The organism is Salibacterium salarium, assembly GCF_030813635.1.
Classification (GTDB): domain Bacteria; phylum Bacillota; class Bacilli; order Bacillales; family Marinococcaceae; genus Salibacterium; species Salibacterium salarium.
Genome location: NZ_JAUSUM010000003.1, coordinates 325,472 through 348,181 on the forward strand (window position 1 = coordinate 325,472; position 22,710 = coordinate 348,181).

The following is a 22,710-nucleotide window of genomic DNA, read 5'->3' on the forward strand; positions in this document are numbered from 1 at the left end:
ATGTATTAAAAGGGATAATCCTCTTTATTATTAATATATTCTTCTACTGAAACAAAATTAACATCAGTGCCTCCACTTTCCACATTAAATCCTTCTTCAGCAATGACTGTTCCATCAAAGGAAGCTCCCTTGAAAGTCACCTTACCGTTAGGAGCAAATAACACTCCGGTCATTGATAAATTACCCCCGCTTATGGTTATATCGCCTTCGCTTACAACAACCGAATCCGTGAATGTATCTTGATAACGCCCGTTTATATTGTCTTCGATTAAAACATCATCATCATACAATCTCATACCATCTTCTTGGATTTCTTCTGTGTATCCATTTTCTTCATACCATCCATTTGATTTTGATGAAGGAATCTCATGTTCAGGAATCTTTGCTTCAGCAACGGAATCTTCTTTAAAAATAGAATCTATATCCGCTTCATCAAAGTAATCAGGGTAAGACAACGACCCTGTATAATAAATATTGGCATCTTCATCCATAGAATAGTAGTCACTTAATGTCACATCACCATCGACATAGACATTCCCGTGAATATTAGCACCTTCCAGATTAAAATCTTCTGCCACATATACATCGCCGTATATATGATGACTGCCTCCACCGGTGTCAAAATCCCCATTTACGTGAATCTCTCCAGGATTATTTTTTGAGCCAAGGTTTTGTCCCCCGCCTTCAAAATCTAATAATCCATCAACATAAATATTAGAGACATTCGTGTTGGATCCCCCATTGAATTCCCTCATATCCAACGGTCCTTTGACTACCATAGTCGCATTAGGCCCATTAAGATTAGTCCCTTGAAATTTGTATTCACCGCCATATAAAAACAAATTCTCTTCGATGATATAATCTGGATAATCATCGCCTATTTCTGGCGGATTGATAGTTACGTTTATATCTCCTTCTCTTTCCCCTTCAATAATAGTATCGATGGTAAATTCATTATTCTCATTATCTCCCAAGGTGAACTGGACTTCCAACGGATATTGAGGGTTGATTGTATCTTCACAATTTGTAATCATCTGCTCATTATTTTGTATACTAAGTTGTTCTGCATGAAAACGATCACCCGAAACTAATTCTTCAGGGCATATAGAATAGTCTTCTTCTACTTGATGTTGCTGTCTCAACTCTGTAATAATAATATTAGCTTCTTGCCGCAAATCGACGTGAGACTGGGTTTTTTCATTAAAATTTATACTAGATACTATCACATTTGTTACAATTCCTATCACAATAGACGAAATAACTAATGTCAGCAATAATTCTATCAATGTCACACCGGATTCTTTTTGCAAAAATAGTTTCATCTTTCAACCCCCGCCATGTACTACGTAAAATATATAAAAAGGTGAATATATGAAAAATCAAAACGGATTAACACTTGTTGAAGTACTTGCTTCCATTACCATTTTAAGTATCGTCATTCTGACATTTTTAAGTTTCTTTTCTCAGTCTATGATCTTTTCTCAACAAACCGAAGATAACCTAACGGCTGTCAATGCGGCAGAAAAAGAAATGACGAGAATCAAATACAATCCACCAGAAGAAAGCGAATGTCCCGGAAATGTCCTTGACGTAAATGACAAGCAATATTATTCGTGTGTCGAGCTTTCGACAGATAATAACGAATTAACGAATGAAGCAAACGAATTAGGACTTCATCTCGTTCACGTAAAAATTTATACTGATTCAAATTTTAACCCTGATTCTGAACCACAGTCCGAACTCTATGGTTATATCGAGGTGGAGCAATGAACTCATACATAAGAAATCAAAAAGGCTACGCGATGTTAGTTGTTCTTCTAACCATAACAATAATAGGAATTATGGTACCTGTAGTTATGTCTAATATAATGAATAGTTCTACTCAATATAGTGAAACAGAGGAAGATATTCAATTAAACAAACTCGCCGAAATGGGGGCATTTCATTTCGCAAAAGAAGCAGAAAGGATAAAAGAACAAACGAAAACTTCGATTGAAAACATGGAAAAAATGGAAGACGACGATGATGTGGAGTTGATGTTTTATACTTATATAGAAAACTCTTCATTGAATGGATATGAGAAAACCATCACTCTCGAAGAAAATCAAGAACAGTTCACAATTACCCAAAACACCATGAATCGCCATGAAGATAAAATAGTTATCGATTATACTGTCTCTCCGTCTTTGAACGGCGGGTCAAACCAGGGAGAACCCCTGAACGAAACGATTACTATACGTGCCAATGAAAATGATAACAACTAGAAATTAGTACCCTGTAATACCATAAAATCCTAACATCGCAGCGCTGGTTGCCATCTTTTCAGCAGACACATCCGGTTTATAATTAATATCTAGATTTGGGCCGAATAACCAGCTTGAAATTGTCCCAATAACCATATTTGTAATGAGCGTCGATTGTATAGACACATCCATGTTTTGGGGAAGCAGATTTAACTCTCTCGCTCGTACTAAATTGCGTTGAGATGCCTTTTCTATAGCGGTAAACGTTTCCGATGCAGCCTTATGTATAGGAGTATCTGCCCCAACTCCCTTGATCAAAAGAAGAATCATCAAGTTCCGGTTTTCCTCGGCAAAAGTGAAAAAATCGTAAAATAAACGATTGGTCTCCAGCAACATTTCTTCCACGGTTGCTTCTTCGTTTCGATAGCCTTGTTCTAATACTTTCAACAGTTCTTTTTTACCTTCTTCAATGATGTACAAGGCTGATTCCTCTTTACTCCTAAAATACCAATAAAACGTTCCTTGAGACACTCCTGCCTCCTTTACTACATCAGAAACAGCCGTCTTATGATAACCATTCAAAGCAAATTGACTCAACGCTACATCCGTCAGTTGTTGTTTTCTTTCCACCGTTTCTATCTTCCGTTGACTGCTCATTTTATCCTGTATTCCCCCTGTAATTCATGATTGTATAGTTATTAATACCTACAATTTTACTATATTTAAATAAAGGAAACTACATTATCAAAAAATGAACCAGACTTTGGGTGATACCAAATCTGGTTCAATATCTTATTTTTTATAACCCCGCCGGTCAATCAAACGTTTGTTTAAGCTCGGGCTTAACGGTTATTATACGTTTTCACAGCAGGGGCTGTATATGTTTCAAACTGCTCTATTAAACGGACCGGAGATTCATCGACCAACGCCATATTACGATACGTCTCTGACAAGAATTGTTCATCTGTCATATGGTAAAATAACGAAACAAGTGGATCATAATAGTGATTAATATTTAACAGCCCGCATGGTTTCTGATGCAACCCGAGCTGTGCCCATGTAAAAATTTCAATAAATTCTTCTAACGTACCAGGTCCCCCAGGCAATGCAATAAACCCATCTGCATAATCTGCCATTTTCGCTTTGCGCTCATGCATCGTTTCAACAACTATTAACTCCGTCACATTCGGATGAGCTATTTCTCGGTCCTTCAACTTTTTCGGAATGACCCCAATAACGTCACCGCCTTCTTCCATCGCAGCGTCTGCTACAGCTCCCATCAGCCCAACACTTGCTCCTCCATAAACAAGAGTGATATTTCGTCTAGCTAGTTCTTTCCCTAGAAGAACGGCTCCTTCCTTATAAACAGATGATGCCCCCTCACTCGAACCACAAAATACTGCTAATCGTTCCAATTGCGTCTCCTCCTTTTATTTCCTTACACATGTATCATCGATTTGAATGTTGACTCCTATTTATAACATACGTACGAGCTAACAAGTCATGCAGCCCTGTAGAGTTTTTACGAAATGCAATCATAATAAAACCAATACCGAGCATAAAAAAAGATAAGAACTGAAATATGTACCTTCCGGTTGCAGCCAAAATCGATATTTTATCCCCCTTTTTATTTACAATTTTCATCTTTAATATCACTTTACCTGGTGTTGCTTGAAGACCGGTCACAGGAAAAACAACCATATACAAAGTACCGATTAACGCGAATAAAACGTATAACCATTGATTTTCCAGTAAACTAGTCGTTCCATATATAATATAACTAAATAATTGAAATGGCACCGTCAAAATAACGCTATCTAAAAGAAATGCCAATAATCGAATCCAAAAACCTGAATATACATAATCCTCCACGGCTTCAACGCCCTTTCGTACTTAAACATTAAAAATCTTACCTTGCTATTTCTCCCCCATTTTCCACCTTTTCACTGTACCAAATCTAATATCTCTTATGCTACTTTTTTCGAGTATTCATTACCGAACATACAAAAAATTGTCCTAGCGACACTAGTCACTAGGACAACACTGAATTACGCTTCTGTTTTTTGAAAAAATTGCGGTAAGTAAGGTTTATGTGCCTCAAGCATCTCGTCCACAATTTCTTTGGCAATCGTATCTGAAGGGGTCAACGGGTTAATCGTTAAAGCAAGTACGGCTTTCCCGTAATCACCTGTGACCGCCGCCTCTGCAGATATTCTTTCAAACGATTTGATTTCTTGAACAAGTCCTCGTACTTGCACAGGTAAATCTCCAACAGCAATGGGCTTAGGTCCTTCTTTTGTAATAACACAACTTACTTCTACCGCAGATTCGTCAGGAATACTTGCAATAGCTCCATTATTCACCGTATTAACCGGTTGAATATCGCCCTTATCCGTATAAATAGAAGTAATTAGCCGAACGGCTGCATCCGAATAATAGGCTCCACCACGCTCTTCTAGTTGAGGTGGCTTTATTGTAAGATCTGGATCCTTGTATAACTCGAACAATTCTTGTTCCAACTTTTGAACAACTTCTGCCCGTGTTCCTTCTTCTTTTGCACTCTTATTATTTTTTTCAATCATTTCATCCGTTTTGTAATAATACATGTGATACGGGCAGGTCATCACATTTAAGGATTTCAAAAAGTCCGGATCCCACCCCATTCCTTCAATATTTTTTACAAAACTGCTATGTTCTGGCTCAGACAGTAATTCCATTACTTTTTCCTTCACACTCACTCCATCCACATAAACGTCCAAACCATACACCATATGATTTAACCCAGCGAAATCAATACGAACGCGAGAATGATCGACATCCATTAATTCAGCAATGCCCATTTCCATTCCAATAGGGACATTACAAAGCCCGATTACTTTTTGGATAGAGGAATAACGTAATACTGCCTCTGTCACCATACCCGCTGGATTTGTGAAGTTGATGAGCCATGCATTTGGGCACAACTCTTCCATGTCCTTGCATATATCCAAAATGACTGGAATGGTACGCAGTCCTTTAAACAGTCCGCCCGGGCCATTCGTTTCCTGCCCTAATACCCCATACTTCATTGGAATACTTTCATCCTTCGCACGGGCATCAAGCAAACCCACTCGAAACTGGGTTGTCACAAAGTCTGCATCTTGCAGTGCCTCTTTTCTATCTAAGGTTAAGTGAACTTCAATAGGAAGACCTGCTTTTTCAATCATTCGTTTTGCCAGATTGCCAACGATTTCAAGTTTTTCTTTACCTTCTTCTACGTCTACGAGCCACAGCTCTTGCACTGGTAACTCTTCATATCTTCTAATAAAACCTTCTACTAATTCAGGAGTGTAACTAGACCCTCCGCCTATTGTCGCAATTTTAATTCCCATAATTTAATAACACCTCCACCTTATATTGTAATGATGTATGATAAAAATACATACACTTTCTGGTTTCTTGTGCCATATAACGTAGATAGTGATTTGTTTCAAAAATGTAACACATTGTTTTCCTTCTAATCTTATTAACATTTTAATTCACTCTTACTAAATGTATAAGTGGAGACAACGAAAGACAAAAGAAAAGTTATCGTTATCACAAGAGTAAAGATTGGCATTGAATCTACGGGACTTTCATCTGTTGAGGAAATAGCAAACGCTAGTTGAGCCCACGGGTAAAACATTCCAGCACGAAATGAATAAGCAGCAAATACCAATAGAGACAATATTACATTAATCCCCAATGGAATACCGAAACTTTTGATTTTAAAAGATAACCATAATTGGACAGTAGCCAATGTAAATGTCCCCACCCAACTTAAGATAACGGCGGATAAGAGAAAAGACCATGGTATCGTACTATCAATATTAATTAATCCTCCTATGAGAAAAAAAGCTATAAGAATTATTTGCATCATTAATATGAAAGCCAGTACTATAAACAGCTTAGATAAGTAGATCGTTTTTTTGGGAATTGGGAGGGAGAATTGAAGTTTCCATCCTCCACTTAGATGTTCGGTTCGACAGACAAATGCAGCAAAAAGTCCTGAAGATATTGGGAGAAAGATTATCCCATAAAAAAGAGTAACTTGTGTCCATGCTTCTAGCCATGCATTATCATCAGCTTTATTCACTAAAATATCATAATTCGCCAGAAAATTTGCATATCCCAGTTCATAAGGTTAGAAAACTACTAAAGATTCTCGTTAACTAGACATCCTTGTCTGGAAGAACCATTTCTTTATACATTTTTACCGTAAGTAGATAGTAAAGTGCGTAAATTAGGATAAATAACGCTATAGATACCCAAATACGATAATATGGTTCATAAATAATAAACGAAAACATATTCATTCCGATGAGAACATGTGTGACACCTAAAATTGCCGGAAACAAGAAAACAAGAAATAATTCTTTATACACCGAACGTTCCAAAAGCTTCTTTTTCACTCCGATTTTCCGCAGCATTTCATATCTTGAAATATCTTGATTTGCTCCAGACAACACTTTAAACATAAGACAACTTGCCATCATAGCCAAAAACGCAACACCTAAGAAAAATCCCATAAAAACAGTTCCCGTAGCCACTGTGTCGTAACTTTTATACATGGCGTATTTACTTGTCACCCCATAAGATTCCTCGGCTGTTTCCGTATCCATCTGTTCTTGTTTAATCTCATCTAGTGCTGCCCATTGATCGGTATAGGCCATAAAATCATCTGTTTTACCGACAAAAACAGTCTGTTCTTCTGATTCTATGTCTTCATATACATTCTGAGAAACAATTAAGGGCTGATTCGTGTAGGTGTCTTGGAGAGTATTCAAAAAAAGCGACCATTCATGTTCCATTTCAAACGAACCATTTCTTGCCTTGTCTTGAACATCTCTTAAGGAATCTTTTTCATCCGGCAATGCCGCTTCTAAACGTTTCACTTCCGTACTTTCTCTGACCATTTCCGTATTAATAAGTGGACGCTGATCTTCCAAGTCTTCCTTTAGAAAATAATCGAATTCACCATCCGCTTTATAGCGATACTCACTCTCTTCGATAAAGGGAATCTTATCGATTATATTTTCCTCTTCTGCACTTGGGGTATGTATCGTTGTATCATACACCATTGTTCTATCGACAGTTATTTCCCCGTTGTTTTTAAAAGCCAACCCGCCAGATATTGCTCCAGCACCTAAAGCAATCAGCATCGCAACCGTAGCCAGTAATTTTTTCAAGCTATGTACTCGAAACATCAACTGCGAAAACGTAAAAGACTGTATCCCTTTTTCATTCCATTTGCGATTATACTTAAGACATTTCACAATCATCGGTATGAACGAAGAAAAGATCAAATAGGTTCCAAGTGTTGTCATAATAGCTGATGAAAACACTCCGATTTCCCGCAACTGTTCCATAAAAATGAGAGAAACATAGCCTATCATTAAGGAAATGATACCGGCAATAATCGTTATAATATTTGCCTTCTCTTTCATAACTGTTTTATCTGCCTTTGCGTCGGCGTTAACAAGATCCAGCACTTCTATTTTCGAAAGTCTAACGTGGTTCCAAATAGAGGTCACAAAAAATAGGAACAAAAAGAAGCCAAATGTAACCAACATAGAAGGAGTATAAAAAGATTGATACCCATCCAGTGATACATTCATCTGTCCCATGATTAAGCGCGCCACAAGTGCAGAAAGTCCAATCCCCACTGCGACTCCAATGATTAGGGCAATAATACCGATAAGCATATTTTCGACGAACATGAGATTCTTAATGTAACGCTTTTTCGCTCCTAAAAGCATAAACACTCCATATTCTTTCTGACGCAAAGAAAGCAAAAAAGTATTTGTATACAAAATATAGAAAAATGTAACCGCAGCAAGTAAAACGGATCCTACATTAAAGATAAGCTGCATCGAATTAATCATCGCATAATCACTGGTGAATCCTTTATTTAAGGCAAGCGTTTGAAACATATAAAAAATCGCAATTGCCATTACTAACCCTGTCAAAAGTACAATGTAATCTTTTCGTTTACTTTTCATCCCATTCCAAGCTAATTTCACCAACATAGAAATCCCCCCTTTTCATTACAGTTTTTTCTTCCCTGCTTCCGCCAACTCATCGAGTATTTCTTTAAAAAATTCTTCTCTTGTCCCGGTTCGTTGTATTTCTTTATACAAATCCCCATCCTCTAAAAACAAAATTCGCTGACAATAGCTTGCACTAAGCGCATCATGAGTTACCATCATAATAGAAACATTATGGTCCTCATTTAATTGCTTAAGTGTTTCTAGTAAACTCGCAGCATTATTCGAATCCAACGCTCCCGTTGGTTCATCCGCTAAGATAATATTCGGATCGTGAACAAGTGCTCGTGCCGCTGCTGTTCGTTGTTTTTGACCACCGGAGATAATGGCGGGGTATTTATCTAATATATCTTTGATATCCAATATGTCTGCTACGTTTTCTACACGTTCTTTCCCTTTCTTTCCCGTTATATTCTGAAGAAAGAGAGGTAGTGCGATATTTTCGTACACGGTCATACTCTCCAATAGGTTGAAATCCTGAAAAATAAAACCTAATTTCTGCGCACGAAATTCGGCCAAAGCATCTTGATTCATAGCTGTAATATTGGTCCCAGCAATCTCTATATCCCCCTGTGTCACCTTATCCAGAGTCGAAATAACATTCAAAAGCGTTGTTTTCCCAGAGCCTGATGCCCCCATGATTCCAATGAATTCGCCTTCGTGAATCGAAAAAGATATATCTTGTAATGCTCGATATTTATTTTCATTCTTTTTTCCATAAACCTTGTCAACGTTACGTACATCCACTACAGAATATGTCATGTATACCCTCCACCATTGCATTATTTGTATCACTTGTATTATTTTAAATAATACAGTTTGAGTAGTAAAGTGTTTTTCCAAAATTAGTAGTTTCTTTTATGTAACAGTGTGTTTCTCTGAATGGCTATGTTATGATTTGAAATAGATGGAATACGAAAGGGGAAGGCTTGATGTTTACAAATGAAGAAATAGCTTCCTTCAATGAATTGGAGACCTCTTTGTACGACTATATTACTCAAAACACTGAAAAAGTGGCATATATGCGGATTCGTGAGCTGGCGCAAGCAACCCACGTGTCAACGACGACGATATTACGTTTTTGTAGAAAAATGAATTGTGAAGGTTTTTCCGAGTTTAAAGTGAAGTTGAAACTACATTTGGAAAATAATAAAACAACGGTATTGAAAGGTTCCCATCATTCGGTGACGGAATTTTTCGAGAGGACATTGGCGGGAAATGTAGAGGAAAAAATAAAAACAGCCGCCGACATTGTCACCAAAGCTGATCATGTTATATTTATCGGCATCGGCAGTTCTGGTATTTTAGCTGAATATGGAGCACGATACTTCTCAAGCCTAGGGAAGTTTTCTGTATATATTAAAGACCCTCACTTTCCTATTCATACTAATATTCTGCAAAACAGCGTTACGATTGCCTTATCAGTGTCAGGGGAGAACAATTACACGACTACTCATATTCATCAACTAAAGCAAAAAGGCAGTCAAATAATCAGTATTACTAATACAAAGCACTCTACCATATCGAAAATTTCTGATGTGAATATTCCATATTATGTAACAGAAGAAAAGTTAGAAGGATCAAACATTACAACCCAGGTTCCAGTTGTTTATATTTTAGAAACGATGGCACGAGAAGTACATAAACAAAACGAACAGCATGAATAATAGTTTTGCATTTTGCAAATTGCCATTCATTTTTTTCCTATATGATAAATAAAATAGCATAAGGAGAAAATAGAAAGGAGGCAGTCATTATGCAAATTCATGTTGTCCGGCCAGGCGAATCGTTATGGAATATCGGGCAAATGTACAATGTTCCGATCCAAACGATTAGTGATGCCAATCAACTTCCCAATCCCGAACGTCTTATCGTCGGTCAATCTCTTGTTATCCCTTTTGAAGGCCGCTATCACTGGCTCATGCCAGGAGAAAGCGTTTGGGGAGTTAGCCAACAATATGGGATTCCTTTCGAACAAATTTTACGAATAAATAACTTGCCCATGTCCGCCTATCTTCCCGTTGGTTATCCATTATATATTTCAACATCTCCACAAATGAAACCAGTTATAGAGGTAGCTGCTTATATGGATTTGAACATAACCGGAGAAGACTCCCAAGATATAATAAACGATGTTGGTGAATATTTAACATACTTGCAAGTCTTCAGTTATCAAATGAATCCAGACGGAACACTAACCCCTATTGACGATCAAGCCATTATTAATACAGCACTGGAGAATCAAATTGTTCCCTTAATGGTGATTACAAATATTGAAGACGGTCAGTTCAGCACAGAGCTTGCAACAACCGTGTTACAGGATGAATCCTTGCAAAATCGTATGCTTGATGAGGCTCTTGCTATCATGGATGAAAAAGACTTTCTAGGAATAGATTTTGATTTAGAATACGTAGGCGCGCAAAACCGGGAAGCTTATAATAATTTGATGAGAAATGCAAAAGAAAGATTAGACGAACGGGGATACTTTCTCTCAAGTGCTCTTGCCCCTCAAGTTGAACCTGGTATGGAAGGAGACTTATACGCAGGGCACGATTACGAGACTCAAGGCGAAATCGCTGACTTTTTATTTCTCATGACTTATGAATGGGGGTATACCGGAAGTCCTCCGCAAGCTGTTGCTCCTATCGATCAAGTGAGGCGGGTCATCGAATACGCCGTCTCCGTTGTACCGGCAGATAAAATCATGATGGGTATTCCTCTTTATGGTTATGACTGGACATTGCCTTATGTAGAAGGGGAGACTCAGGCTGAGGCTATAGATCCACAACAGGCGTTAGAACTCGCCCTTCAGTACAACGCAGCAATTGAATATGATACAACAGCTCAGTCCCCCTATTTCACTTATTACGACGAAGAAGGGACAGAGCATGAAGTTTGGTTTGAAGATGCGAGAAGTATCCAAGCTAAGTTTGATTTGGTAAAAGAGTTTGACCTTCGCGGTTTATTTTATTGGGTGTTAGGGTGGGAATTTCCACAAAATTGGCTGCTTTTAGAAGATAATTTCAACATAAACAAGCGGTTATAATTGTAAATAGATTTTAAGCAACGTCCTGCGCTGCACTGCAGGTGAACATCGAACTTATAAAAAATTGCCCAACTTATGTAAAGTGGGCAATTTTTCATGTATTAATCATTATTCTGCTTCTGCAAACACTTTTTCGACTTTAGGGATAAGTTCATCCCAGTCGGCATCCATTGTTTTATTTACCGTAACAAAATCATTCACTCCGAAAATGTTATCTACACCGTCAAGCTGAATCAATGCTTGAGCTAACGCATTGTCCGTCTCGTCTCCTTGTTTAAGAGAAGTGCTTTTTTCAAAAAGTGTTTGATTGGCAGTAAATTTCATTGCATTCGGATTTGGTGTCGGTGCCGCTTGTACTTCAATAGCCATCGTTGTTCCCCTTTCGAATTTCACAATTAATCATTGTACTATTTCTTATATAATAACATTTTTTATCTATATAGTTAAATACGGATTTCCTGTCTCCATTAATATCAGCATTTCGTATATTTTTATTCTTTTAACCCTTTCACCCTTATTCTTTTATAATCGGCCACCCACTCTCCTTGAATCCAAAGGTCAGACTTCAGATTCTGTTCTACATTATTCATAATACGTGTAATGGTATCATCATCTAGGTTTTGAAACATGAACTGCCCGAACATATCCAGCCAGTTTTGGAGTCCTGATTCTCCTTCTAGTTTGGTAGGTCGGTCAAAATGAAGCGCAGCAATCACTCGAAAACCTGCTTTCTCCATTAATGTTGTATACTCACCAATGCTTGGGAAAAACCACGGAAATTGTGCTTGGTCATATGGTATGGAATTTTTCACAAATTCTTTTTTTATCTCCTCTACTATCGTTTGGACATTGCCCTTTCCCCCAAATTCCGCAACAAAACGTCCGCCTGATTTTAACGAACGATAAATGCTGTCTAAAGCTTTATCCGGTTCTTTGACCCAATGAAGAACTGCATTAGAAAAAACTGCATCAAACTCTTCCTCAAACGTCATCATCGTTGCATCTTTCACATCAAACGATAAGTCAGGATATTTCTCTCTAGCTTGCATGATCATATTCTCTGAGGCATCGATTCCCTTTATCTTTTTCACACCGGCATCATGCAGTTCTTTCACGATATCCCCCGTACCACACCCAAGATCAAGAATTTGCTCTTCTTTATTTGGGTCCAACCATTCTAAAACTTCATTACCATAGTTAGATACAAATCCATGTTTTTTATCGTATAACTCTGCATTCCAAGACTGTTCCATCCCCCATCCTCCTTTTCTTCATCGTACACAATGAACAACAATAAATCCATTTCATGAAGAACCCACCTGTATGTGAAAAATATTGGGCCATGGGAGCAAATCTGTAATCTGTTGTCACTGGTTTCTGTTCATATGTTAAAATGAGCAGGATTACGGTACGGTTCAAAAAGGAGATATTCACAATGAATGATAGAGCAAAAGAACTTATAGTACGCGAAGTCGTAGAAGAAATATATACCGCTCACCCTGATCTATGGGATCAATTTGAAGAAACCGGCTATGAAAAAGCAATCGAATTTAATTTTCTGCATTTAGAGCATCTTCAAACAACGTATGATATGGATGATATAAACTTTTTCCTCGATTATACCGACTGGGTAGACAGCGTCCTTTCCCGACAACAAGTCGAGACTTACATTACTATTGATAATTTTGAACGGCTTCTACGCCTCATCCCAGAAAATGTGGAACCAGAAGAAGAAACATCTTATTTGTTTTATTTGGATTCAGCCATTGACATGCTGCAGGCTAGACAAGATGGATAACAAAATCTTTCGTAAAAAGGACAGTTCACCGGCTGTCCTTTTTCTTTTTTATATTACGGGATAATATGGCTCATACCGTGGATAACAGTAATACGGCGGTCGTGGTCCTATTTTTGGCAGCTTAAACGTGTCACGGTTATCATCATATAACAACTCAACTCGTTTATTTGAATGGTTGACTAATAGTAACTGTACTTCCGGACGGAGTGTACCATAATAATCATACGACATAAACAAATCCTCCTACCTTTCCCTTCACCTTATTCAGCATTTCCATACAGTGAGCACGTCCTCTTCTTGCAGATAATATTTCGCACGACATCTGCCCAAAAGACATACGGTAATGGAAAACAATTATCGGGAGGTTCCTTTATGTCGTCTGATAAAAAGAAAACAGCGAATCAAAAGTACCCTATGTATCCTAACTACGGAAAGGTCACGCAATACACAGATGTACCGATTACCGTACCAGAACAACGGCAATTGCGGCAGCCAGGTGTAGAACAGTTAATGGTCCCCCCACCAATTATTGAAAATTCAAATGTTAAAGGCAGTGAGAAATTATCGGGCAAAGTTGCTCTCATTACAGGAGGTGATAGCGGAATTGGTGCTGCTGTTGCTATTGCTTTTGCAAAAGAGGGAGCCAATGTCGCGATTTCCTATTTAGATGAACACGAAGATGCAGAGCGTACCAAAAATAGGATTGAAGAATTAGGTCAACGTTGTCTTATACTACCTGGTGATGTAAGAGAAAAACAGCAATGCATTAAAATTGTAGAAGAAACCGTTCAAGTATTAGGACAGCTCGATATTCTTTGTAATCATGTTGGTATTCAATTTCAACAGTTAAGTCTGCTTGATATTAGCGATGAACAGTTTGATGACACATTTAAAGTAAACATATATTCTCACTTTTACACAACACGTGCTGCCCTTCCTTATTTAGAAGCAGGCAGTTCGATTATTAACACTTCCTCTGTTGTGGCGTACGATGGCAACAAGCAGCTAATTGATTATACAGCAACGAAAGGTGCCAATGTAGGGTTCACAAGAGCATTGGCTAATAATTTGGTGGATAAGGGGATTCGGGTGAACGCTGTTGCGCCTGGCCGCATTTGGACACCACTTATTCCAGCAAGCTTTTCAGCAGACGAAGTCACACTGTCAGGGAATCCAATGGAAAGACAAGGACAGCCATTTGAACTAGCTCCAACGTATGTTTACCTTGCCTCCGACGACTCCCGTTTTGTGACGGGGCAGACTTTTCATATCAACGGCGGACAATGGACATCGTCTTAGCAAACGACACTCCTCTAACTGAATATGCCAATATTTATTATTTCAGCTTCCACATGGGGGTTAATTTCGATATTTTGAAAGGTCTCTTTCCAATTCAAACTCTCCCAATCCTCATAGGATAAACTATTACGCACTCTTTTCCCAACACCAATGCTATCTACCCCTTGTGCCTGCAGCACAGATAACAAATGACGAGCTCTGTTTTCTACCCTATTCTCTAATTCCGTTTCCAGTGTTCGAAGGTCTTTTTGCTTTGTTATATCTAATGGTCCATTATATTCTACCAGTGAACCTTTAATAGATACCTGAATATCTATTTTCATTTTTTCTGTTTCGTCAACATTTGTGATTGTCATTTCTCGAGTATTTTGGATGGAGTCAAATAATAATTGAATCGTTTTATCATCTTCGCCTTTTCCTAATTCCAAATGCAACGATCCAGAACTATAGTTCCCTAATAAGAAAAAGAAAATCCGAGAACTCTTTGGATCAATTTTTTCTACATATTTAGCATTATCAAATAAAGCAATTCCATCCAACACTACTGTATCTTCCCCCCTTCTCAATATCGGAGTCACCGGATCAATCCCGTCATCATATAAGTCACGTGTAAATTGATGCATTCTCGTTTCCGGTATATTATTCAAGCGGGCTTCTTTTTCAAGTAGTGCATCAATATACTGACTAGCTTCTGGATGCTGCGTGTAAGGCTGACTTAATAAATCATTTGCCTGCCCGTTTACTACCACTACTTGCACCCTCGTTCCAAATTTCGGATCACGGTTCATGGTTCTAATATTTTCTTGAATTCCTTCCTCAGCCAGTTCTTTTCCAAATAAAACATTTCTGAGCTGCCCATTGGCCACATCCCGATTAGACTGACGAGCGAGATCTAACAACGCTTCTTTATCACTGCTCGATACGGAAGTAAGAAGTTCTCGATTATTTTTAGCATCGGGAGCAATTTGAGGAATAACACCCGTCACGAGATATTCATCCATATCCGAACCTTTTTCTACATCTAATCCAAGCGAATGTAAAAATCCAACTTCTTCAATAATGTACTTGTCATTACAACCAACTAACAAAAGCATAAATACAAACGACAATCCCTTTTTCATTTTCTCACCTTCTTTTGTATATACAGCAACAGGAGCAGTAACAGGGGCAAAATGAATATCAACACACTATGAAACCTTCCAGCAAAGCGCAAAGATAATTCTAATTCTTGCTTTGTCGTAAAAGGGTAGGTAATAAAAACAGAAAAAGCAATAATACATAACGGGAGCCAAAATTTACTTTCTCTCTTTATTATTTGTTGAATGGCTTGTTTACTAATCCAATAATAAAAGACAGCCGTAACCAATGCTTTTACTAAAAAGATGCTGTAAACAAGGTTTTCTATCCTAATTAAGAAAGGAAATTCAATAAAGCTGAAAAAATGTAAGGTAGGATATATGATATGTTGCAGTTGATCAAAACTGTAAAAGCCAAGACACAATACAACGGTGTAAACATAAATAAACGTAGTGAAAGCATTTCCTAGATAAAATGATCGAAACAAATGTGAGTCTTTGGTTACATAAGGAAACAAAAACAGACATAGTTCAAACCCGAGAAATGGACGGTATTGATCAATTATTGTCAACCAGTCAAAGGAGACATTCGTCCCTTTAAAGATAAATGGTGTTAACCTATCAATAGAAAAATCAGGCCAGATAAAAACAGTCAAGATGATCGTAACAGAGGCTAAACCAAATAATACTCCTGCGGCGCGTATCATTTTATAAATAGGATACTGCATAAAAAATAGCACCACAATAATCAGTACACTCAATAAATAAATGAAAGATGTTGTCGGAAAAGCGACAAGTTGAATGATATAAATATATTCTTTTAGTATGAGCGAAGCTGAAATAGACCAACTGACAGCAAACACAATGTAGATAGGGAACGTTATCATTCGAGGAAGGGTGACATTCATTATTTCAAATACAGACATACCATCCCCTTTTTTATATACCAATTGAAACAAAAAAATGTTCACCATAACGATTCCTGAAAGAACAATCAGCATTATCCAGCTATTCGTGCCAAAAGCCTCCGATATGCTACGCGGTAAGATAAAAATAGCAACAGATGTTTGCATCATATACGTTAAGAAAAACAGTTGAATAGGATGAATCGCACCTAATCCATTATTCATATTCACCCGTCCCCAGTGATTTGACGTCCTCTTTGTTTTGCGTACGCGTTTGTGTAGGTCGTCTGCTATTCTTTCCATAAGGAACTCTTAATACCGCATTAATTAATTCTTTCGGATGGAAGGGAGAAGCTGGGTTGAAATACGGCGTCGATAAATTGCTTAAGGTACTCAAGTGAGCCAATAAAAGGATAATGCCAATCAACAAACCATAATTCCCTAATAAACCAGAAAGCAAAATTAATCCAAACCTCGCAATCCGTAGTGCTGCACTTATCATATAACTTGGCATGACAAAGGACGCAATCGCAGATATTGCAACTACGATAATTAACGTATTGCTCACTAAACCTGCCTGAACAGCTGACTGCCCAATTACAATACCTCCAACAATACCAATGGTCTGCCCGATTTTAGTAGGGAGTCTTGCTCCTGCTTCCCTTAGTAATTCAATCGTTACCTCCATGATTAATGCTTCAAATAATGGGGAAAAAGGGACATTGTTTCGTGACTCAGCCAATGACATAAGTAAAGCTTCGGGAATCATTTCATAATGAAACGTCGTAACTGCCACATAAAATGCAGTGAAGGTTAACGTTATAAAAAAAGCAAGCATTCTCAATACCCTTGTTGCAGAACCTACTGCCCACCGTTGGTTACGATCATCTGGGGAGTGAAAAAAATCAAAAAAGTTCGTAGGAGCAAGAAAAGCTGTCGGGCTATTATCCATGATTCCAGCTATTTTTCCGTTAGCCAAGTTGCTGACTACAACATCAGGCCTTTCTGTCGTAATATATTGAGGCATAAAAGAATAAGGAAAATCATCAATCATTTGGACAAATACCGGAGTATCAACTGCGATATCCACTTCCACATCATTAATTTTTTGTTTTACTTGATCCAGCAATTCCATATCAACTAATCCTTCTATATAAAGAAGGGCTACGGTGTTCCGCGAGATTTCTCCTACAGATACATAGACAACCTTTAATTTTGGAGACCGCACCCTTCTTCTTACCAGTGAAAGATTCATAGCTAAAGATTCAATAAATGATTCATGGCTTCCTACTATCGTTGTTTCTGTCTCCGATTCCTCAATAGACCTCGTTTTTGGACCAAATGCATTAATGACATAAGCTTCGCTCTGATTCAGAAATATAGCTATATAACCATTCAAAATTCTTTCCGTAATGTCTTCACTTGTACGCACGTTCTCAAATTGTTCATTTTCTAAATAAGCGCTGACCGTTTTGTTATCATCCTTTAGAGCTTCGAAAGGATACAATACTTCTTGTTCATATGTTTTCTTGTCAATAAGACTTTTAAAATAAAGAAATTGCAGCTGTTTGTTCTTTAAGCTATACCGCGTAAGATCATCACAATCGGAGAACGTATTTATTGTATTTAAAAGTAAAGAATCATTTGTATCTTCCATAGATGAACGTTCTAACTTCTTTATTGGTACGTGAAAATAACGAGAAATCCTATTTGTCCTCTTCATAACAATCTCAACCTTTTACCTTTCTGAATTTGTTATATTATGTTACGTATTCTTTCTTTTCTTCATCATCTGACGGTTTTATGGCAAAAAAGGTGAGTAAAGCGGCAATGATAGCAATTCCTCCAAGACTAAAGTAAATAAAGCCAGGCGCATGTTTCATCATTAGTGCGATAATTGGTGGTCCGAAAGCTACTCCTACAAAACGCATGCTACTGTAGAAAGATGTAATAGATCCACGCTCTTCTTTTGCTATTCCTTCTGTTATTAATGCATCCAGACACGGGAGTGATAAGCCAATGCCAATACCAGCTATGGTTAAAAGGAAGGTGAACATAAATAATCCGAATTCGGTATTCACAAAAAATAACGAAACCGCTGCTATTGCATTACCAATTAAAATAAACCATTTCATCCGCCCTTTTTCTTTTCCAATAATCTTTCCGCTTGAAAAGGAAGCACCGCACAAAAACAACAACGGAATCGCTAGTATTAACCCTTTAACATAACCGTCTATTTGATACTTTTCTTCTAATAATGCTGAAAAATGAAACAGGAATCCGAATAAAATCAACATCAAAATACACCCGATAAAAAAAGTCGCAAAAAGCCAGCGCCCGTTTTGTTGGAATGTTTCTTTCAGGCCTTTCAAAAAGCTGCGAAACGATGTGTTATTCTTGTTAGCCTGCTCGTCCTGTTCCTTTGTTTTAGGTACTTTCACTAGAAAAAAAACCAATAAGACAGACAAAATTGATAAAATGGGTATTGCAATAAAAGGCATGTACCAAAGAACGACCGCAAGTAACGCTCCTACTATTGGACTCAATACTTTTCCCAGAGTGTTCGCCGTTTCAATAATTCCGAGACCCTGGCTGACCTGTTCTTCTTCTTTAAACATGTCTCCTACCGTCGGTAATACTACGGGAAAGGCACCCGCCGCTCCAATCCCCTGTAAAAAACGTCCAATCATGATAACCACATATGGCGTTTCCATCTGCCAAGCCGCAATAGCTGATATCGCTCCACCTACTGCCACAATTAGGAGGCTGGGGATGATTACTTTTTTTCTTCCGATTTTATCCGAAATGTATCCTGAAATTGGAATAAGTACTATAGCAATAAATGAATAAATCGATATAATTAAACTTGATTGAAACGGTGTAATATTGATTTCTTTTTCTATTAACGGCAACACAGGAATTAACATCGAATTTCCAAGTGTCATCATTAAAGGAATAGATGCTAATGCTAACAAGTCCCATCTCTTCGTCTGTTCCATCTGTATCCTCCAAAAGTTCACTACATATGTGGGTGTAGTATGTGCCCTCCCTTCGTTAATTATCCTTAGGACAAGGTAGAAATTCCTGAAATGATTTTTATATACGCTCATAATAAGAACATGAAAGAAATGACTGATTGCTGCTTCAGCCATTGTCTTTCACTTATCCATTGGTTCCATTTATGCTTTACGGTTTACATCGTGAATTACATTTCCTTGCTTACAAATGCCGCTGTAAATGATACTATAGGTTCGGACTTACATTTTTGTAAGATTACTGTAAGTGAAATCGATCGACGATGTAATAGCTCTTTTTTACACTTAAGTCAGCAAAAACGAAAAGGAGCGATGGATAGTGAGAACCGCACCAAAAATTTTTATCAGTTTCTTAGTAATTGTTGTTCTTCTTGTCATTACAGCGATAAATATATCCTCAGAACAAACAGGTACACATGACGACAGGGTAATCTATAGTGAAAGCTCAAATGAAGATTGATGTTTCCTTTCTAGCCTCACCGTAACTTTAGACAGATATTGCTTTTTAAACGCTATGCTCTCTAAATTATGAAAAAACAGCTTCACGGGTTAGGATAGTTAACCTCACGAAGCTGTTTTTGTTATATTCCTGATTTTATTTGTTTTATATAGAAAAAGCGGACGATAAAAAAGTAGATGACTTGTATCACAAAGAAAATCCCTAGAACCGTAACAGCTTCGATGAAAAGATTGTACATAAATAGATGCGATAACGCAGTGAGCGCAACAGCACCATGAAGCAAAGCCACGGCCATCGGTGTGAAAAAGAGAATGGCAACCTGTCTTGTCAAAACTTTTTTCAATTCTTTCTCCGATAGACCTAATTTTGCAATGGCTTGGAATTTTTCTTTATCATCGTCCAGATCACTATACAACCTGAAATACAAAAAGCTTCCCGCTGCTACAAAAAAGACAATTCCAATAAACAAGCCAACAAACAAGACCGGCCCATATCCTTTATTAAGTTGGAACATTTCATAATCCGTTGCAGCTATCAAACTTGGTCCGACCTCTTCCCAAAGCTCCTTCCCAGCCTCAATTTTTGCTTGTTTATCATCTTTTGTTTGCCATCCGTAGTACGTTTCCGCAACTTCGGGTTCAGACAACCGCTCAAACTGTTCATCCGATACAATAAAATATGGATCAACCTCCGGCAATGCTCGCGAGGTGATATTTTGCTCAGGATGTACAGATACCTCCGAGTCTATAGTAACAAGCTCTTTTAATTCCTTCTCTTTTTGATCGCCTAGATTTATATTTGCCTCAAAGTGAGAAATGATTACTCCATTATCCCCTACCGAGATTGAATCTTCCCCTGTAATAGCAGCGAAACGATTATAATCAGATTGACTAATAACCATAGAAGTATCCTCACTATCCAACACATCATAATAACGAAGAGATATCTCTTCTTGTGTGGCATTTAAATCGTGTTCAGATAAGGTTTGTGAAATCGTTTCTATATCTTCTCGCTCATCTTCGTTATCTTCATAGGCTGTGTAAGAAAACGGGAGGGATTGATTCCCTTGCGCCATGCTTGTAAGGACAGACTGAAAACCATATAAAGCCCCGATGGAACAAAATGCAACCGTTGAAATTATGGCTACCAGAAAAAAAGTTCTCGCATTATCTTTCATCCGAAATGATAAATCTGAAAACAAAATCATATTGGTTTTTCGCCAGAAAAGAGTTTTCCTGTTTTTCAACTTGCGAATGACATATACACTTAATTGCGTAAATAACAAATACGTACCTATAACCACTATCGTTACCACCGGAACCATTGCAATGACCACTTGCATCTGTCTAGTAACCAGTGCAGTTACATACCCGCCTGCAAGTAGTACAGCTGCGATAACTGTCAACAGACGTGATGTTTTCGGGTCTCCTTTAGACCTTTTATTTCCTTGAATCAGGTGAATAAGTTTTTTACTTCGCAACACAATCGACACCGAAATCGATATGATAAAAAACAGAACGATAAATGATCCGAACGTTAGCATCATAGCTTTCCATGGAATGTAAAAGTTCAATGCTGTACTAATAATAAGAATGTTTTCTGCAATCAACAAAATGAACTTAGTAAACACTAATCCGACCGTAATTCCTCCAAGAGTTGCAAAAAATCCAATGAACATGTTTTCTAGAAACACCATCGTTCGAATTTGTCCTGTAGACATACCCTGCATCATTAGTAACCCGAATTCCTTTTTTCGAGATTGAAGAAAGGAACCCATGGAATAAAGTACAAAGAAAAAGGAAAACACATAAATAATTATAGCTGCGGTCATCATACCTTTTGCTACGTTTTGATTCATGTCTGTTCCGTTTAAAGCTGGATGGAACATAAATACGGAGAAGGTGAAAAACACCATGACTGTAAACGTGCTGCTTAAAAAATAGGCAGCATACAATCTTATATTACGGAGAACATTATTAACCGCGAATTGACGAAAAGTCATGGCCGTCCCCTCCCATTAAAGAGAGTGTATCAATAATACGCTGAAAAAAAGTCTGCCGATTATCTCCTCTGTTTATTTCCGAGTAGAATTTCCCATCTTGAATAAACACCACTCGTTGACAATAACTTGCCGCCTGCGGATCATGAGTAACAAGCATCATCGTCGTTTCATCTACACGGTTTAACGATTCTAACAATTCCATAACTGCTTTAGAAGAAGCTGAGTCCAGGTTTCCAGTCGGTTCATCGGCAAGCAACAGCTTCGGGGAGTGTATCATAGCTCTCGCCACAGCTGCGCGTTGGGCCTGGCCTCCAGATATTTCATGCGTCCGACTATTCATAATACTTGAAATACCTAGCTTCTCAGCCATTACTGTTGCTTTATCTTTCATCTCCCGAACCTTTTTCCCATCTAAGGTTAATGGCAATACCATATTTTCTTCTACCGTTAACGTGTGCATTAAATTAAAATCTTGAAAAACAAACCCAAGTTCCCGCCTGCGGAATTTTGCCAACTCATTCTTTTTTAAATGGTGCGGATTCTTTCCGTCTATGAAGACATTCCCAGTGGTCGGAGCATCTATCGTTGCTATCATGTTTAATAACGTCGTTTTCCCGCTTCCCGAGGGGCCCATTATTCCGACAAATTCTCCTTTGTCGAGCGATAAATTAATATCCGACAAAGCTCTATGTGCCACTTTACCTTCATAAATTTTACTAGCCTGTTTCACCTCAAGCATCACTAGATCTCCTTTCTTTTCTTTAGATCTGTGATTAGTTTA

General features: G+C 37.9%; 24 protein-coding genes. 7 read left to right on the plus strand and 17 right to left on the minus strand.

Annotated features, from left to right (window positions below):
• Positions 1-5: 5 nt before the first annotated feature.
• Positions 6-1,322 (minus strand): PulJ/GspJ family protein, encoded by a 1,317-nt coding sequence (locus J2S78_RS13195; RefSeq protein ID WP_306899269.1) that lies wholly within the window; start codon positions 1,320-1,322, stop codon positions 6-8.
• Between the two features lie 49 nt (positions 1,323-1,371).
• On the opposite strand from J2S78_RS13195, the gene J2S78_RS13200 reads away from it, so the two are divergent.
• The gene (locus J2S78_RS13200; RefSeq protein WP_306899271.1) at positions 1,372-1,770 is read left to right on the plus strand and encodes a type IV pilus modification PilV family protein; all 399 of its coding nucleotides are present in this window, start codon (positions 1,372-1,374) and stop codon (positions 1,768-1,770) included.
• Positions 1,767-2,264, plus strand: coding sequence for a type II secretion system protein (locus J2S78_RS13205; protein ID WP_306899272.1), 498 nt, complete (start codon positions 1,767-1,769; stop codon positions 2,262-2,264). Before J2S78_RS13200 ends, J2S78_RS13205 begins: the two co-directional genes overlap by 4 nt.
• Positions 2,265-2,267: 3 nt before the next feature.
• Here J2S78_RS13205 and J2S78_RS13210 read toward each other — a convergent pair whose 3' ends face one another.
• The 7 genes from J2S78_RS13210 to J2S78_RS13240 all read right to left on the minus strand — a co-directional run bounded on the left by J2S78_RS13210 (position 2,268) and on the right by J2S78_RS13240 (position 9,070).
• Positions 2,268-2,900, minus strand: a complete 633-nt coding sequence (locus J2S78_RS13210) for a TetR/AcrR family transcriptional regulator (RefSeq protein ID WP_306899274.1) — start codon at positions 2,898-2,900, stop codon at positions 2,268-2,270.
• Between the two features lie 185 nt (positions 2,901-3,085).
• Entirely contained in the window at positions 3,086-3,658 is a 573-nt protein-coding gene (locus tag J2S78_RS13215) for an LOG family protein (protein WP_306899276.1), read from the minus strand.
• A 34-nt stretch (positions 3,659-3,692) separates the two neighbouring features.
• Positions 3,693-4,115, minus strand: a complete 423-nt coding sequence (locus tag J2S78_RS13220) for an RDD family protein (protein WP_306899278.1) — start codon at positions 4,113-4,115, stop codon at positions 3,693-3,695.
• Positions 4,116-4,291: 176 nt separating this feature from the next.
• Entirely contained in the window at positions 4,292-5,614 is a 1,323-nt protein-coding gene (locus J2S78_RS13225) for a 6-phospho-beta-glucosidase (RefSeq protein ID WP_306899281.1), read from the minus strand.
• Positions 5,615-5,748: 134 nt separating this feature from the next.
• Positions 5,749-6,357 (minus strand): ABC transporter permease, encoded by a 609-nt coding sequence (locus J2S78_RS13230; RefSeq protein ID WP_306899284.1) that lies wholly within the window; start codon positions 6,355-6,357, stop codon positions 5,749-5,751.
• Positions 6,358-6,433: 76 nt separating this feature from the next.
• Positions 6,434-8,290: an FtsX-like permease family protein gene (locus tag J2S78_RS13235; protein ID WP_306899286.1), complete on the minus strand. Its 1,857-nt coding sequence runs from the start codon at positions 8,288-8,290 to the stop codon at positions 6,434-6,436.
• Positions 8,291-8,308: 18 nt separating this feature from the next.
• Positions 8,309-9,070 carry an ABC transporter ATP-binding protein gene (locus tag J2S78_RS13240; protein ID WP_306899288.1) on the minus strand — a complete coding sequence of 254 codons (762 nt, stop codon included), beginning with the start codon at positions 9,068-9,070 and terminating at the stop codon, positions 8,309-8,311.
• A 170-nt stretch (positions 9,071-9,240) separates the two neighbouring features.
• Here J2S78_RS13240 and J2S78_RS13245 point away from each other — a divergent pair, with 170 nt between their 5' ends.
• Positions 9,241-9,975 (plus strand): MurR/RpiR family transcriptional regulator, encoded by a 735-nt coding sequence (locus J2S78_RS13245; protein ID WP_306899289.1) that lies wholly within the window; start codon positions 9,241-9,243, stop codon positions 9,973-9,975.
• Positions 9,976-10,064: 89 nt separating this feature from the next.
• Positions 10,065-11,354, plus strand: a complete 1,290-nt coding sequence (locus tag J2S78_RS13250) for a glycosyl hydrolase family 18 protein (RefSeq protein WP_306899291.1) — start codon at positions 10,065-10,067, stop codon at positions 11,352-11,354.
• A gap of 108 nt (positions 11,355-11,462) precedes the next feature.
• Here J2S78_RS13250 and J2S78_RS13255 read toward each other — a convergent pair whose 3' ends face one another.
• Both J2S78_RS13255 and J2S78_RS13260 read right to left on the minus strand, forming a co-directional pair.
• Positions 11,463-11,723: a NifU N-terminal domain-containing protein gene (locus tag J2S78_RS13255; RefSeq protein ID WP_306899292.1), complete on the minus strand. Its 261-nt coding sequence runs from the start codon at positions 11,721-11,723 to the stop codon at positions 11,463-11,465.
• Between the two features lie 122 nt (positions 11,724-11,845).
• On the minus strand, positions 11,846-12,607 hold the full coding sequence (locus tag J2S78_RS13260; RefSeq protein WP_306899294.1) for a class I SAM-dependent methyltransferase: 762 nt from the start codon (positions 12,605-12,607) through the stop codon (positions 11,846-11,848).
• A gap of 182 nt (positions 12,608-12,789) precedes the next feature.
• Here J2S78_RS13260 and J2S78_RS13265 point away from each other — a divergent pair, with 182 nt between their 5' ends.
• Positions 12,790-13,152, plus strand: coding sequence for a hypothetical protein (locus tag J2S78_RS13265; protein ID WP_306899296.1), 363 nt, complete (start codon positions 12,790-12,792; stop codon positions 13,150-13,152).
• 48 nt (positions 13,153-13,200) lie between these two features.
• Here J2S78_RS13265 and J2S78_RS13270 read toward each other — a convergent pair whose 3' ends face one another.
• Positions 13,201-13,383, minus strand: coding sequence for a hypothetical protein (locus J2S78_RS13270; protein ID WP_306899298.1), 183 nt, complete (start codon positions 13,381-13,383; stop codon positions 13,201-13,203).
• A 141-nt stretch (positions 13,384-13,524) separates the two neighbouring features.
• Between J2S78_RS13270 and J2S78_RS13275 the strand changes: the two genes are divergently transcribed.
• Entirely contained in the window at positions 13,525-14,451 is a 927-nt protein-coding gene (locus J2S78_RS13275; protein WP_306899300.1) for an SDR family oxidoreductase, read from the plus strand.
• Between the two features lie 14 nt (positions 14,452-14,465).
• Here the strand turns inward: J2S78_RS13275 and J2S78_RS13280 are convergent, their stop codons facing one another.
• From J2S78_RS13280 to bcbE, 4 genes are read right to left on the minus strand one after another with little or no spacing between them, the layout of a single operon-like run.
• Positions 14,466-15,572, minus strand: a complete 1,107-nt coding sequence (locus J2S78_RS13280) for a Ger(x)C family spore germination protein (protein ID WP_306899302.1) — start codon at positions 15,570-15,572, stop codon at positions 14,466-14,468.
• Complete coding sequence (locus J2S78_RS13285) at positions 15,569-16,657, minus strand: GerAB/ArcD/ProY family transporter (protein WP_306899304.1); 1,089 nt, start codon at positions 16,655-16,657, stop codon at positions 15,569-15,571. Before J2S78_RS13285 ends, J2S78_RS13280 begins: the two co-directional genes overlap by 4 nt.
• Positions 16,650-18,155: a spore germination protein gene (locus tag J2S78_RS13290; protein ID WP_306899306.1), complete on the minus strand. Its 1,506-nt coding sequence runs from the start codon at positions 18,153-18,155 to the stop codon at positions 16,650-16,652. The genes J2S78_RS13285 and J2S78_RS13290 overlap by 8 nt, the downstream gene beginning before the upstream one ends.
• Before the next feature lie 37 nt (positions 18,156-18,192).
• Positions 18,193-19,431 (minus strand): bacillibactin exporter BcbE, encoded by a 1,239-nt coding sequence (bcbE, locus tag J2S78_RS13295; RefSeq protein ID WP_306899307.1) that lies wholly within the window; start codon positions 19,429-19,431, stop codon positions 18,193-18,195.
• A 355-nt stretch (positions 19,432-19,786) separates the two neighbouring features.
• Here bcbE and J2S78_RS13300 point away from each other — a divergent pair, with 355 nt between their 5' ends.
• Positions 19,787-19,927: a hypothetical protein gene (locus J2S78_RS13300; RefSeq protein ID WP_306899308.1), complete on the plus strand. Its 141-nt coding sequence runs from the start codon at positions 19,787-19,789 to the stop codon at positions 19,925-19,927.
• Between the two features lie 121 nt (positions 19,928-20,048).
• On the opposite strand, the gene J2S78_RS13305 is transcribed toward J2S78_RS13300, so the two are convergent.
• Positions 20,049-21,929: an ABC transporter permease gene (locus J2S78_RS13305; RefSeq protein WP_306899310.1), complete on the minus strand. Its 1,881-nt coding sequence runs from the start codon at positions 21,927-21,929 to the stop codon at positions 20,049-20,051.
• Positions 21,904-22,668: an ABC transporter ATP-binding protein gene (locus tag J2S78_RS13310; RefSeq protein ID WP_306899311.1), complete on the minus strand. Its 765-nt coding sequence runs from the start codon at positions 22,666-22,668 to the stop codon at positions 21,904-21,906. The genes J2S78_RS13305 and J2S78_RS13310 overlap by 26 nt, the downstream gene beginning before the upstream one ends.
• Positions 22,669-22,710: the final 42 nt, after the last annotated feature.